The following is a 13,652-nucleotide window of genomic DNA, read 5'->3' as shown; positions in this document are numbered from 1 at the left end:
AGGAAGGTGTGAGGATACTATGAATATAAGAAACTGCAGAATGTGTGGACATATATTTAATTATGTGGCAGGACCTATCCTGTGCCCCCACTGCCGGGAGAAAATGGAAGCTAAATTCCAGGAAGTTAAGGAATATATCCGTTCCAACCCCGGAGTAGGCATTCAGGATGTAGCGGAGAACTGCGATGTGGAACCTTCCCAGATCCAGCAGTGGCTTCGGGAGGAGAGACTGGAGCTGACGGAAGGATCGGCAATTTATCTGCAGTGTGAGAAATGTGGTGCTCCTATCCGGAGCGGAAGATTCTGCGAGAAATGTAAGTATGAAATGTCAATGGACCTGCAGAGTGTGCTGCCCAAAAAACAGCAGATGCTGAAGCAGCATCCTACTTCATCCAGAGACGGAGACCGGATGCGCTATCTGTAAGCATCTGCGGGCGGAGGAATTATGCTGAACGAAGAAAAGATCATATTGATGACCCAAATGGCATCCTATGAAGAGAATGAAGGCAAAAAGAATATGGCGATCGGCCGTTATTTTCGCAGCGATTATATAGCAATACAGGTTTTGAAGTCTATTCTGTGTGCTACGATTGCTTATGCGGTATGCCTTGCCTTATTTGTTTTCTATGATTTTGAGACCTTTATGCAGGATATTTACAAAATGGACTTGATCAGTTTTGCAAAAAATGTTCTGCTGTATTACGGAATTACGGTAGTGGTATACGGAGCAGCTTCTTACCTGATCTGTTCTCTGCGCTATGCCAGGGCGAAGAAGAGCCTGAAATGCTATTATAACAATCTGAAAAAGCTGAATTCCATTTATAATGAATAACAGATGCAGATTGATATGGAGGAAATATGACTGCTTTACTGGAATTAAGAGAAAATCTGAAAAAGATCTACAGCAGAAACGAAGCTTTTATTCTGCCGGTGATCAAATTCCTGCTTAGTTTTATCGTGCTGAGCATCATAAACGGCAAAATGGGATATATGACAAAGATAGACAATATGGCGATCGTACTGATCGTATCTCTGTTATGTTCGTTCCTGCCTACCGGATTTATGGTGGTATTTGCCATGCTGTTTACACTGCTTCATATGTATGCTTTATCCATTGAGACGGCGGCAGTGGGATTGGTGGTATTTTTACTGCTGTATCTGCTTTTCCTTAGGTTCACGGCCAAAGAAGCCTTGGTAGTGGTACTGACCCCCGTTCTGTGCATGCTGAAGCTTCCTTATGTTGTGCCGGTTGCCATGGGACTGATCGGAACCCCTGCTTCCTGTGTATCCGTAGGATGCGGTGTTGTAGTGTATTATCTGATCCAGACGGTGATCAGCAATGCGCCTACCATCAATTCCATGGGCGCGGAGGAGGCTACGGCGAAGCTGCGCCTTCTGATCGACGGCATGCTGGGGAATAAGGCAATGTTAGTCATGATCGTGGCATTTACCGTGACCGTGATTGTAGTATACCTGATCCGCAGAATGAGCGTGGATCACTCCTGGACCATTGCAATGGCGGCCGGAATCATAATCGAGGTGCTTATCCTGCTGGTGGGAGATCTTATGTATGATACGAATCTCTCCATCCTCAGTGCACTGTTGGGTGCGATTGTTACCGTGATCGTATGTAAGATAATAGAGTTCTTCCGCTTCTGTCTGGACTACAGCAGGACAGAAAAGGTCCAGTTTGAAGACGATGAATATTATTACTATGTAAAAGCGGTACCGAAGATGACTGTGTCGGCACCTACCAATACTGTGAAGAAGATCAACACCCAGCGCAGACCGGCGTCACAGAGCGCGAGACCTGCGGGACAGGGCAGATCTTCCGGCCAGAGCCGGAGTGGCGGACAGAATGTCAGAAGTGCGGAAGGATCCGCAAGAAGTGTAGTAACAGAGCGTACAGCGCCTGCCGGAAGCAGAGCTCCTTATGGACAGCAAAATCCCTACCGCGGACGGGAAATGACCGGCGGCAGAAGCGTTACCATAAGCAGTGATCATATGGCGCAGGGCGACTCGGACGATTACGAAGAATTGTTCTGAAGGGATTAATGAAAAATGCAGTTATGGGATAAGCTGGCAGAATATGCGAAAAACTTCAGCAGTTACCGTACGACTATGGATTTCGGCGATGTGGCAGAGATTCTGATCATTGCGGTATTACTGTATTATACATTGGTATGGATGAAGACGACCCGGGCGTGGATATTGCTTAAGGGTCTGGTTGTCATCCTTGTTTTTTTGCTGTTGGCTTACTTTTTCCGAATGACAACGATACTGTGGATGGCACAGAATGTGTTGGGATTTGCGGTGACGGCATTGATCGTGGTGCTGCAGCCGGAGTTGCGAAAAGCTTTGGAAGAACTGGGCAAGAAAAATATTATCAGTTCTGTACTCCCGTTTGATAATAATCATCGGGTGAATGAAGGATTTTCCGAGAAGACCATCAATGAGATTACCAAGGCCTGTGTAGAGATGGGAAAGGTGAAGACCGGTGCACTGATCGTGATCGAACAGAAAGTATCCCTGAGGGATTATGAGAGAACCGGTATCGATGTGGACGCTATTGTTACCAGCCAGCTGCTGATCAATATATTTGAACATAATACACCGCTGCATGACGGAGCGGTAATTGTCAGAGGAAACAGAGTAGCATCCGCTACCTGTTATCTGCCTCTGTCCGACAATCTGGGACTGAGCAAGGAACTGGGAACCAGACACCGGGCCGGCGTGGGTATCTCAGAGATCACGGATTCCCTGACGATCATTGTGTCCGAGGAGACCGGCAAGATCAGCGTTGCTTATGAAGGTGAGCTGGAGCGCAATCTCGATGCGGATTCCCTGCGAGACAGAATGTATAAGATCCTGAACAACCCCGTAGAGGAACATAAGAATCTGCGAATCTGGAAGGGAAGGAGCCGAGACAAGAAATGAAAAAAGCATTGACACGTAATCTGGGCCTGAAGCTTGCTTCTCTGGTACTTGCTTTTGTACTGTGGTTCCTGGTGGCACAGATCTATGACCCGAAGGATACCGTGACTTTTAATAATATCCAGGTCCGGCTGATCAATACGGAACTTCTGGATGAAGAAGGAAAAGTCTACGAGGTGTTGGATAACAGTAACCTGGTAAGGGTCACCGTTACGGGACCGCAGAGTATTGTAAAATCCGAACTGCGCCGGAGCGATATCGTGGCGGAAGCAGATATGAGCAAGCTGACCGATATCAATACGATAGCAATCACTTATTATTGTGAGAATGTCAGCAATGATTCTGTAGAGATCAAGGGCAACCACGACTCGGTGCGGTTGAACGTGGAAGACAAGACAAGCAAGTGGATCAAGCTGGAGAGCAATACCATTGGTGAAGTGGCTTCCGGCTACCTGATCGGAAACGTAACACTGGACCAGACCAATATCGAGGTTACCGGACCGAAATCCGCAATCTCGCAGGTGGATCATGCCGGAGTGGATATCAATGTGACAGACTCCACCAGCAGCCTGTCTGCAAACGTAGACATCAAGCTGTATGATGCGGACGACAATGAACTGACCCTGGAAAGTGTCAAGAAAAATGTAAATTCCGCACATATGACGGTGGAAGTACTGGCAACCAAGGAAGTGCCGGTTGAAATTGAATATATGGGTGTACCCGAGGACGGCTATATGGCTACCGGTGAGGTGGAGAGCAGTGTGCCTACGGTAAGAATCGCCGGAACAGCATCTGCACTGGTGGGAATCTCTGCGATCACTGTACCGGAAGACCGGATGAACATTACCGGACAGTCCGGTGACCTGGTAGATATCATCAACCTGAAGGAATATCTGCCGTCCAATGTACGACTGGCGAACAAGAACTTTGATGGCAAGATTACCGCCACAGTCTACATTGAACCGATTGATACCAAGGATCTTACGATTCCGGCAGATAATATTTCCATTACCGGAGTACCGGATGGCATGGAAGCAGAGGTTACTTCCACGGCAGAGGAATACAATATTACCGTATCCGGTCTGACCAGAGATGTCAGCATACTGCGCGACAGCAGTGTGACAGGAGTCCTGGATCTGAATCAGTGGATGGAAGACAACGGTCTGGAAGAGTTGACACCCGGGAACTATACGATTCCCGTAACATTTAATCTGTCAGAGAACATCACGGTAGATACAGATGTGAATATTCATATCCGACTGAAAAATGCGGACAGTAGTACCTGATCAACGGGTAGACCCGCAGGTTCAAAAGGCATGAAATAGAGAATAGAGATAGAATGAGAGGGTTTTTACAATGGCTAGAATGTTTGGAACAGATGGCGTACGCGGTATTGCCAATGAGGAACTGACCCCGCTGCTTGCAATGCAGCTTGGGCAGGCGGGAGCGTATGTTCTCACCAAGGAAAATGAACACAAGCCGACGATCATGGTAGGATGCGATACCCGAATCTCCGGGGATATGCTTGCGAATGCGTTGATGGCCGGTGCCTGCTCCGTAGGCGCTAACTGTGTATATGTGGGAGTAATCCCGACTCCGGCAGTGGCTTACCTGACCAAGAAATACAAAGTAGATGCGGGAGTTGTGATCTCCGCCTCTCACAATCCGGTAGAGTTCAACGGGATCAAGTTCTTTGACGGCAACGGTTATAAGCTTCCGGATGCTATGGAAGACGAGATCGAAGCGCTGATCCGGAACAATATGCCCGGCATCAAGTTCCCTATCGGTCCCGGCGTAGGTAAGATCAAATACCGTACCGATGCCAGAGAAGAGTATATTAACCACGCTATGAGAGCCGTAAATGTAGATCTGTCCGGCCTGAAGATCGTAGTAGACTGTGCGGAGGGAGCTTCCTTCTACACATCTGTGGAATGCCTGAAGGAACTGGGGGGCAGCGTGGTAGCCATCCATAACAACCCGGACGGAACTAACATCAATGCCAACTGTGGATCCACCCATATGGAAGAACTGCAGGCGAGAGTCGTTTATGAGAAAGCAAACGTAGGTCTTGCATTTGACGGAGATGCTGACAGACTTTTAGCAGTAGACGAAAATGGTAAGATTGTAGACGGTGACCAGATCATGGCAATCGTCGGCAACTTTATGAAGAGCAAGGGAACCCTGAAAAAGGACACTATCGTAGCAACCGTAATGAGTAATCTGGGATTCTTCCTGATGGCTGAGAAGAACGGCATTACCATGGAGAAAACCAAGGTAGGCGACCGTTATGTATTGGAACGCATGAAGGAAATCGGTGCAAGTCTCGGCGGAGAACAGTCCGGACACATCATTTTCCTGGATGAGAATACCACCGGTGACGGTTTGCTCAGCGCGTTGCATCTGTTACAGGTAATGGTAGAGACCGGTAAACCTCTGTCCGAACTGGCCCAGATCATGGAAGTACTGCCTCAGGCGCTGGTAAATGCCAAAGTCGCTAACCATAAAAAAGAAAAATACATGGAATATCCCGAGATTGCAGATGCTATTCAGAATCTGGAGGAGAAGTTCGCGGGAGAAGGCCGTGTCCTGATCCGTCCCTCCGGAACAGAGCCTCTGGTAAGAGTTATGATCGAAGGAAAAGATCAGCAGGTGATCCAGGAGGAAGCACAGAGACTTGCCAACCTGATCCAGGATATCATGTTCTAAACAGACAGATTGCGAAAGTTGTCTTGGAAAAGTTCTTGTGAATGAATTACATTCATGCTATGATAGGAATGTGATGGGTGTATAAATTCATAAGAATGATTGAAAATTATGCAGAATAAATATCGATAGTGGAGGGTTTGTCATATGGTAAGTCAGAAAGTTGTAATCAAGAATCCTACGGGCTTGCACCTGCGTCCCGCCGGAATCCTGTGCAAGGAGGCAATGCAGTTCAAGTCTCTGATCACTTTCAAATTCCGTGAGAACACAGCTAACGCCAAGAGCGTGTTGAGCGTATTGGGAGCGTGTGTAAAGTGCGGAGATGAGATCGAATTCGTATGCGAAGGCGAGGATGAGGCAGAGGCACTGAAGACTCTGGTAGAAGCTGTAGAGAATGGTCTTGGGGAATAGACCACAGCAGAAAAATAAGGGGCTGTGTATCCTTGCGGTGCACAGCTTTTTCTATGACATGAGGGGAGAGATAACATGGAAGAAAAAAGTATGAAGAAGAGTTTTTCCAGTCTGGGCTGGAGGTTCCTGATCGGAACATTGATCATCTATGCAGTGCAGATAGCAGTCGTGGCTGTTGTGGGACAGGTAAAGCCGGAGTGGCTGGAGAATACGACTATCAACCTGATCCTTGCTGTCCTGCCGTTGTATCTGATCGGTATGCCGATATTGATTGCACTGGTGAAGCGGATACCCGGGGAAGCACCTGCAAAAAAAAGTATGAAACCCGGACAGTTCATTGTGGCACTGATCATGTGTTATGCATTGATGTATTGCGGTAATCTGGTGGGAACGCTGATCACTACGGTAGTCGGTGCACTGAAGGGCTCGGAAGTAGATAATGCCCTTATGGCCTATGCAACAGAGTCCAACATGATGGTTACCTTTCTCTATATGGTGATCTGTGCACCAATCCTGGAAGAATATATTTTCCGCAAGCTGATCGTGGATCGCACCGTAAAATACGGTCAGGGAGTGGCTATTATCCTGTCCGGCCTGATGTTCGGACTGTTCCATGGCAACCTGAACCAGTTTGCGTATGCAATGCTGCTTGGAATGTTCCTGGCATTTCTGTATGTGAAAACGGGCAATCTGAAGATTACGATCGGCTTACATATGTGTATCAACTTTATGGGAGCTGTGATAAGCGTTCTGCTGTTGAAGGCAATTCATCTGGACGAATACCAGGAGATCGTCATGAACGGCGGGGATGCGCAGGCTATCATGGACTTCATGATGCAATATCTGCCGGGCTGGATTGGTTATATGATCTATGTATTATTTATTCTGGCAGCAGTGGTCACCGGAATTGTTCTGTTTATTGTCTTCCGTAAAAGATTTGCCGTGGAGCCGGGACAGATCCCTAAGGGACAGAGATTCAAAACAGTCATCTGCAATCCCGGAATGCTCTGCTACTGCATTTTCTGGATCGTGATGATCCTTCTGCAGATGTTCCCGGAGATCGTACAGATGCTGTTGGGAATCTCTCCGCTGTCCCTGTAAATACGTTTCACAGGGGCTGACAGCTGGGAGCAGACAAAGGAGATATGATACATGTACGCATTTGACAGCAGAATACGTTACAGTGAGACGGACAGCGAAGGGGAACTTACGCTGAATGCACTGCTGAATTATTTTCAGGACTGCTCCACCTTCCATTCGGAAGATGTGGGGCTCGGAATCGGCTATATGAAGGAGATCGGACAGGCATGGGTATTATCCTCCTGGCAGATCGTGGTAGACCGGTATCCGAGGCTGGGTGAGAGAGTAAAAATTGTGACATTGCCCTATGAATTAAAGGGCTTTCTGGGATACCGTAATTTCGCAATGCTGGATGAAGAGGGAAATTACCTGGCGAAGGCTAACTCTCTCTGGAGTCTGTTAGATATGACCACGGGCAAACCGGTGGCGGTGAACGAAGCCATGCATAAGGGCTACGGAATCGATGAAAAGCTGGACATGGATTATGCCCCCCGCAAGATCACCGTACCGGAAGGTGGACAGCTGCTGGAACCCATCGTGGTGAAAAAGCATCATCTGGACACCAACCATCACGTGAACAACGGCCAATATGTGAACATTGCCATGGAGTATCTGCCGGATGATTTCCTGATTCACCAGATGCGTGCGGAATATAAAAAGCAGGCATTTCTGGATGATGTGTTGTATCCTTACATAGTCTCTGTGGAGAGTGGCTATGTTGTCAGCCTGCGGGATGAGGAAGGCAGACCCTATGTATCCGTAGAATTTCTACGACAGTAGTGATAATAGCAAAATTAATTGAACCGATAACTGAAACAAAAGCTGTGAAACAGACAGAACAGGAGAAAACGTGGAACTGAAATTAGGCGAAAAACAGACGCTTGTAATTGTGAAAAAAGTAGAATTCGGAGTCTATCTGGCAACGAAGGAAGCACCGGATGACAAAGTGCTCCTGCCGGCTAAACAGGTTCCTGCCGGAGCAAAGGTGGGGGATGAGGTGGAGGTATTCCTGTATCGGGATTCCAGCGATCGCCTGATCGCCACGACCAGAACTCCCAAATTAATAATGGGACAGGTGGCGCTTTTGACGGTGGTACAGATCGGAAAAGTGGGTGCATTCCTGGACTGGGGACTGGAGAAGGATCTCTTCCTGCCCTTCAAGCAGCAGACCCGCAAAGTAAAAGCGGGAGATCAGGTGTTATCTTCCCTCTATATCGACAAAAGCGGCAGACTCTGCGCTACCATGAATGTCTACGAACATCTGCGCACGGACAGCCCTTATAAAAAAGATGACAAGGTCACCGGCAGGATCTATGAGATCAGCAAAAATTTCGGAGCATTTGTAGCCGTGGATGACTGTTTCTCCGCACTGATCCCGAAAAAAGAACTCTTTGGCGCCACAGAGCAGCCAGGGGTCGGAGAACAGGTGACCGCCCGCGTCGTAAAAGTGCTGGAGGACGGCAAACTTACACTGAGCATCCGCGAAAAAGCATACCTGCAGATCCAGAAGGATGCAGAGAAAATTGAGAAGCTGTTAGACAGCTATGAGGGAGCTCTGCCTTTTAATGATAAGGCAGCCCCCGAGGTCATTACCCACGAGACCGGCATGAGCAAAAATGAATTCAAGCGTGCAGTGGGACATCTGTTAAAAGAAGGCAAGATCCAGATCACGGAGAAAAGCATCCGCAGGATCTGAGAACAGTAAAAATGAAAAATACCGATATTCGGAAAGACAACATATTTCCGGAATCGGTATTTTTGTTGTATGTTAAGATGATATTTTGGTTCCATCGACATTATATCGCAATGTACTTATCGAAATCACTACGTATCGCAACCGCTGCAGCACTTTTTGCACCCGGCAGTTCATCCCGGTTCAGAAAAATGATATGAAAGCGGAAGGAACTGGGACGGAAGGAGTATTTATAAAGGGTATCCATAAAGAGCTCCCGGTATTTCTGATGGACAAAATAGGGAGCGTCCACAAGGATACTCTCAGGACGAACCAAGTTGTCCTCGTTGGCAATAGCCACACCGAGATACAGGATTACATCACAGATCAGCTCATCGATCACTTCATCATGGGTAGCACTATCCATCAGCTGGGCCTCTGTAGGCAGAGCATCACCGCATAGGGAATACAGATAAGGAGCGCGTCCGGAGGTTGCGGCTGCCTGCGCCTGTTCTTTCAGGGCACGGATGCCGGCGAGATTGTTCAGACTGCCGGTGCTGCCCCAGGTGCCGAAGGGCATCTTCGGATCCATGATCATATAACCTAACTCACCGGCACCTACCGGGGAACTGGACAGTGAGAAATCATTTTTTACAAACGGTGAAGCAATACCGATAGATACATATAAATAGAAAAACGACGGAACCTCTTTTAACTGTTCCCTGAGGAACAGCTGCGCAGCAAGCGCTCTGGAAGAGGCATCATTTTCAACCGTAATGGGTCCGGTATAACCGGTAAACTCCCGCAGATCCTTCACCACATCCTTGTCATACCAGCCAAACTGGCGGTGTGCCAAAAGTTTTCCTGCCTCGGAATCGATCAGACCGGGGAGACAGACACCTATGCCGCAGATCCGATTCGTGGGAACCACGGTGGACTGGAGTGCAGCCTGTACCAGACGGGCTGCGGATTGCAGTACTTCGCTATATTCTTTATATATGGTATTATCAATACTGGTAAAGACGATTGCCCCACGGTAGTTACAGATGCAGACACTTCTGGAGATCTGTGTGATCTCTACACCGATAAAATACCGGGAATCCGGAACGATATCCACCGGCAGTGCAGAACGCCCGGGCGTCATGACTACATTGTTCCGATCTTCAAATAAAATACCGCTCTGAAGCATAGCATTCACATTTGTTGTAATAGTAGGAAGTGTCAGATGCAGGTCTTCTGCAATAGAAGAGCGCAGTACCGGTCCCCGCAGATAAATGATCTTGCGGATAGAGGACTGGTTCTCCTGCTTCAGACGCATCATATTATTTCCTTTGGATGAGATCGAAGATGTCATTTCTAAAAATCCCCCCTGACACAAAATGCATATTTAAAAGAATTAACTATATTATAGATATGAAAAATCTGCCCGTCAATAATATCCAATAAAATTTGTGATTTTCTACCAAAAATGGCTTAATTAAATTGTCTAAATAAGCAATTGCAAATGCCATAGGCAGGTACTATAATGATGGCATAATTAAAAGAATTAATTAAGCAGCAAAAATCAACTGCGTGAAATGGAGCATAAGAATAAAAAATGATCGATTTAAAAGCAAAACCATTTTACTTAAGCGATGACGACATTACATGGGTGCATGAGACACTGGCGGGCATGAGCACGGAAGAAAAAGCAGGACAGCTTTTCTGCGTATTATTGAAAAATAACAGCAAAGAGACAATGGATTATGTATTCAATCTGATGAATCCCGGCGGATTTATGTACCGGATCATGCCGACGAAGAATGCTGTGGATGCCACCAGAGAAGTGATCCGCCGTAGCAAAGTATATCCCCTGATCGCAGCCAACCTGGAAAAGGGCGGTAATGGTATTGTGGAAGAAGGAACGCTGGTAGGATCTCCCATGGAGATCGCGGCTACCGATGATGAGATAATGGCGGCGAAGATGGCGGAGGCATGCGGCAGAGAAGCCGGAGCTGTGGGAGCCAACTGGTCCTTTGCTCCCATTATTGATATCGATTCGAATTTCCGTAATCCCATTACGAATACCCGTACCTTTGGCTCTGATCCGGAGAGAGTTGCCCGTATGGGTCTGTCCTATGTAAATACGATCCAAAAGCTGGGAATGGCAGCATGCATCAAGCACTTCCCCGGTGATGGACAGGATGAGAGAGACCAGCATCTGGTGACATCCATCAACGATCTCGACTGTGAGACCTGGATGAATACTTACGGCATGGTATATAAAAAGTGCATTGATGCCGGAGCGTTGACTGTTATGACCGGTCATATCATGCAGCCGGCATGGGAGAGAGCTATCAATCCCGATATCAAAGATGAAGAACTGATGCCGGGAAGCCTGTCCCGTGAACTTCTGCAGGGACTCTTAAGAGAACGGCTCGGATTCAACGGTGTCATCAGTACCGATGCCACCACCATGGCAGGATTCATGCTGGCGATGGGCAGAGAGAGAGCGGTTCCGGAGACGATCGCAAGAGGATGCGACATGTTCCTGTTTGCAAGAAATCTCGAAGAAGATTATCATTTCATGCTGAAGGGCATTGAAGAGGGTATTATCACTCCCGAGAGACTGGATGAAGCCGTGATCAGAGTACTGGCACTGAAAGCAGCCCTGGGACTGCATCATAAAAATACACTGCCGGAGACAGAAAAGGCCGAAGCGATCGTTGGATGTGCCGAGCACAAAAAATGGGCGGCCGAAGTAGCGGATAAGGGGATTACCCTGGTAAAAGAGGAAAAAGACGTATTGCCTATTACACCGGAGAAATATCACCGGATCCTTCTGTACCGTATCGAACCCACCGGTGAAGGCTATTCCATCTATAAAGTAAGCCCCGTAATCGAGAGTATCAAACAAAAACTGATCGATGAAGGCTTCGAAGTGGACGAATTTGTCCCCCAGCCTTACGGAGAAGGCTTCACCACCAAATACGAAGACATGGTGTCCAAATATGATCTGATGCTGTATGTGGCAAACCTGGCAACCAAGAGTAATCAGACAGTAGTCCGGATTGAATGGAAACAGCCCATGGGGGCGGACTGTGGACTGTATATCAACGATGTCCCCACCGTATTTGTATCATTGGAAAATCCGTATCACCTGTTGGATTTCCCGAGAGTACGGACTTACATCAATTGTTATTCCGGAAATGCACAGACCGTGGATGCTTTGATGGAGAAATTGCTAGGGCGCAGCGAGTTCAAGGGAAAAAGCCCGGTAGATCCATTCTGCGGAAAATGGGATGCACATTTATAAACGTTACAAGTCTGGTAAGAACATAGGAGGCGAAACTTCCGTATGGAAAAGCAACAGAATGAAATATTTTTTGAAACAAAAGATCTGACCAAGAAATTCGGAGATGTCACAGCAGTCAATCACGTAAGCATGACGATCCGGACCGGAGAAATCCGTGGACTGATCGGAGAGAACGGTTCCGGTAAATCCACCATATCCTCCATGATCAGTGCAATTCACACTGTGACGGGCGGCGAAATGTTCCTGTATGGGAAGCCATACAGTCCGAAGAATCCCGGGGATGCCAGAAAATGTGGAATCACCATGATCGTGCAGGAAGCCGGCACCATTGATGGACTGAGCATCGCGGAGAACATCTTCGTAGGCGATGAGAAGCGTTTTGCCCATCATGGAATCATTGACAGAGCAGAAATGAACAGAGAAGCAGTCAAGGCGCTGGAAAATATCGGTGTGACAGATGTGGATGTTACCAGACCGGCAGCTGCTTACAGCTTAGAGACCAGAAAGCTGGTTGAGGTTGCAAAAGCACTGTATTACGACCCTATCCTGTTTATCGTGGATGAGACAACCACAGCATTGTCCCAGAGCGGAAGAAAAACCATCTACCGCATCATTCATGAACTGCGGGACAAGGGAAAAGCGGTGTTGTTCATATCCCATGACCTGGAAGAACTGATGGAGAACTGCGATGTGCTGACGGTGCTTAGGGATGGCAAACTGGTAGACACCATAGAGAGAGCGGAGTTTGATGAGAACCGTATCAAACATTCGATGGTAGGCCGCGAGATCAAGGGTGATTATTACCGCAGCGATTACGACAGCTCTCATGGAGAAAAGGTAACCCTGCAGGCAGAACATATTTCCAACAGAGATCTGAAGGATGTCAGCGTGACACTGCACGAGGGAGAGATCCTGGGTGTGGCCGGACTGTCCGGATGCGGAATGCATCAACTGGGCAGAGTACTGTTCGGTCTGGATAAGCTGACAGAGGGTAAGGTACAGGCATTCCGACCGGATGGCACTGAAGTTACGGTGCGTAGTGTGCAGGATGCATTAGACAGTAGTATCGGTTACATCTCCAAGGACCGTGATAAGGAAGCGCTGGTGCTCCCGGCATCCATTAAGGACAACCTGGTACTGGCGAACCTGAACCGTATGGGAACCTTCATTCTGCCGAAGAAGGAACGGGAACATGCGAAGGAACAGATCGAATCCCTGGCAATCAAGTGCTCCTCCATGAATCAGGCAGTTGGAGAACTATCCGGTGGTAATAAACAGAAGGTATCCTTCGGTAAATGGATCGGCAATAAGTCCCGGATCATTATCATGGACAGCCCTACCCGAGGCGTAGACATCGGTGTCAAAACCACCATGTACCAGCTGATCGCCCGGATGAAAAAGGAAGGCTATTCAATCCTGATCATTTCTGAAGAGATGCCGGAGCTGATCGGTATGTGTGATGAAGTCATGGTGATGAAAGATGGAAAAGTAACGCAGATTTTCAAACGTTCAGAGAACCTTTCAGAACAGCAGATTATTGAATATATGATTTGAGGT

The 13,652-nt window shown here is 47.7% G+C and carries 13 protein-coding genes; 12 read left to right on the top strand and 1 reads right to left on the bottom strand.

Annotated elements, in window-relative coordinates; genetic code table 11:
* The first annotated feature begins 19 nt into the window (after nt 1-19).
* The 10 genes from ACTRDR_RS09495 (at nt 20) to ACTRDR_RS09450 (ending at nt 8,824) form a co-directional block, all read left to right on the top strand.
* Nucleotides 20-424, top strand: a complete 405-nt coding sequence (locus ACTRDR_RS09495) for a flagellar protein (protein WP_176866006.1) — start codon at nt 20-22, stop codon at nt 422-424.
* A 21-nt stretch (nt 425-445) separates the two neighbouring features.
* Entirely contained in the window at nt 446-832 is a 387-nt protein-coding gene (locus ACTRDR_RS09490) for a hypothetical protein (RefSeq protein WP_176866008.1), read from the top strand.
* 26 nt (nt 833-858) lie between these two features.
* Entirely contained in the window at nt 859-2,046 is a 1,188-nt protein-coding gene (locus ACTRDR_RS09485) for a hypothetical protein (protein ID WP_176866010.1), read from the top strand.
* A gap of 15 nt (nt 2,047-2,061) precedes the next feature.
* Nucleotides 2,062-2,937 (top strand): diadenylate cyclase CdaA, encoded by an 876-nt coding sequence (gene cdaA, locus ACTRDR_RS09480; protein ID WP_440527173.1) that lies wholly within the window; start codon nt 2,062-2,064, stop codon nt 2,935-2,937.
* Nucleotides 2,934-4,220 (top strand): CdaR family protein, encoded by a 1,287-nt coding sequence (locus tag ACTRDR_RS09475; protein ID WP_440527171.1) that lies wholly within the window; start codon nt 2,934-2,936, stop codon nt 4,218-4,220. Before cdaA ends, ACTRDR_RS09475 begins: the two co-directional genes overlap by 4 nt.
* A gap of 70 nt (nt 4,221-4,290) precedes the next feature.
* Nucleotides 4,291-5,640 (top strand): phosphoglucosamine mutase, encoded by a 1,350-nt coding sequence (gene glmM, locus ACTRDR_RS09470; RefSeq protein ID WP_176866016.1) that lies wholly within the window; start codon nt 4,291-4,293, stop codon nt 5,638-5,640.
* A 144-nt stretch (nt 5,641-5,784) separates the two neighbouring features.
* Nucleotides 5,785-6,048, top strand: a complete 264-nt coding sequence (locus ACTRDR_RS09465) for an HPr family phosphocarrier protein (protein ID WP_022311851.1) — start codon at nt 5,785-5,787, stop codon at nt 6,046-6,048.
* 75 nt (nt 6,049-6,123) lie between these two features.
* On the top strand, nt 6,124-7,149 hold the full coding sequence (locus tag ACTRDR_RS09460) for a lysostaphin resistance A-like protein (RefSeq protein ID WP_440527169.1): 1,026 nt from the start codon (nt 6,124-6,126) through the stop codon (nt 7,147-7,149).
* A gap of 51 nt (nt 7,150-7,200) precedes the next feature.
* A complete protein-coding gene (locus ACTRDR_RS09455; RefSeq protein ID WP_440527168.1) occupies nt 7,201-7,908 on the top strand; it encodes an acyl-[acyl-carrier-protein] thioesterase in 708 nt (235 codons plus the stop codon).
* A gap of 70 nt (nt 7,909-7,978) precedes the next feature.
* Nucleotides 7,979-8,824, top strand: coding sequence for a CvfB family protein (locus ACTRDR_RS09450; RefSeq protein ID WP_440527166.1), 846 nt, complete (start codon nt 7,979-7,981; stop codon nt 8,822-8,824).
* Nucleotides 8,825-8,924: 100 nt separating this feature from the next.
* On the opposite strand, the gene ACTRDR_RS09445 is transcribed toward ACTRDR_RS09450, so the two are convergent.
* Nucleotides 8,925-10,154: an ROK family protein gene (locus ACTRDR_RS09445; RefSeq protein ID WP_440527164.1), complete on the bottom strand. Its 1,230-nt coding sequence runs from the start codon at nt 10,152-10,154 to the stop codon at nt 8,925-8,927.
* A gap of 243 nt (nt 10,155-10,397) precedes the next feature.
* On the opposite strand from ACTRDR_RS09445, the gene ACTRDR_RS09440 reads away from it, so the two are divergent.
* Both ACTRDR_RS09440 and ACTRDR_RS09435 read left to right on the top strand, forming a co-directional pair.
* On the top strand, nt 10,398-12,095 hold the full coding sequence (locus ACTRDR_RS09440) for a glycoside hydrolase family 3 protein (RefSeq protein ID WP_440527162.1): 1,698 nt from the start codon (nt 10,398-10,400) through the stop codon (nt 12,093-12,095).
* 42 nt (nt 12,096-12,137) lie between these two features.
* On the top strand, nt 12,138-13,649 hold the full coding sequence (locus ACTRDR_RS09435; RefSeq protein ID WP_440527160.1) for a sugar ABC transporter ATP-binding protein: 1,512 nt from the start codon (nt 12,138-12,140) through the stop codon (nt 13,647-13,649).
* Nucleotides 13,650-13,652 lie beyond the last annotated feature (3 nt).

This window comes from Simiaoa sp. (genome assembly GCF_051972595.1).
Classification (GTDB): domain Bacteria; phylum Bacillota; class Clostridia; order Lachnospirales; family Lachnospiraceae; genus Acetatifactor; species Acetatifactor hominis.
Note: the sequence above shows the minus strand (reverse complement) of the source record. Positions and strands in the feature narration are given on the sequence as shown.

Bases quoted from the DNA above. Each gene is read 5' to 3' on its own strand.
- ACTRDR_RS09495 (WP_176866006.1), top strand. From the start codon at position 20: ATGAATATAAGAAACTGCAGAATGTGTGGACATATATTTAATTATGTG.
- ACTRDR_RS09490 (WP_176866008.1), top strand. From the start codon at position 446: ATGCTGAACGAAGAAAAGATCATATTGATGACCCAAATGGCATCCTAT.
- ACTRDR_RS09485 (WP_176866010.1), top strand. From the start codon at position 859: ATGACTGCTTTACTGGAATTAAGAGAAAATCTGAAAAAGATCTACAGC.
- cdaA (WP_440527173.1), top strand. From the start codon at position 2,062: ATGCAGTTATGGGATAAGCTGGCAGAATATGCGAAAAACTTCAGCAGT.
- ACTRDR_RS09475 (WP_440527171.1), top strand. From the start codon at position 2,934: ATGAAAAAAGCATTGACACGTAATCTGGGCCTGAAGCTTGCTTCTCTG.
- glmM (WP_176866016.1), top strand. From the start codon at position 4,291: ATGGCTAGAATGTTTGGAACAGATGGCGTACGCGGTATTGCCAATGAG.
- ACTRDR_RS09465 (WP_022311851.1), top strand. From the start codon at position 5,785: ATGGTAAGTCAGAAAGTTGTAATCAAGAATCCTACGGGCTTGCACCTG.
- ACTRDR_RS09460 (WP_440527169.1), top strand. From the start codon at position 6,124: ATGGAAGAAAAAAGTATGAAGAAGAGTTTTTCCAGTCTGGGCTGGAGG.
- ACTRDR_RS09455 (WP_440527168.1), top strand. From the start codon at position 7,201: ATGTACGCATTTGACAGCAGAATACGTTACAGTGAGACGGACAGCGAA.
- ACTRDR_RS09445 (WP_440527164.1), bottom strand. From the start codon at position 10,154: ATGACATCTTCGATCTCATCCAAAGGAAATAATATGATGCGTCTGAAG.
- ACTRDR_RS09440 (WP_440527162.1), top strand. From the start codon at position 10,398: ATGATCGATTTAAAAGCAAAACCATTTTACTTAAGCGATGACGACATT.
- ACTRDR_RS09435 (WP_440527160.1), top strand. From the start codon at position 12,138: ATGGAAAAGCAACAGAATGAAATATTTTTTGAAACAAAAGATCTGACC.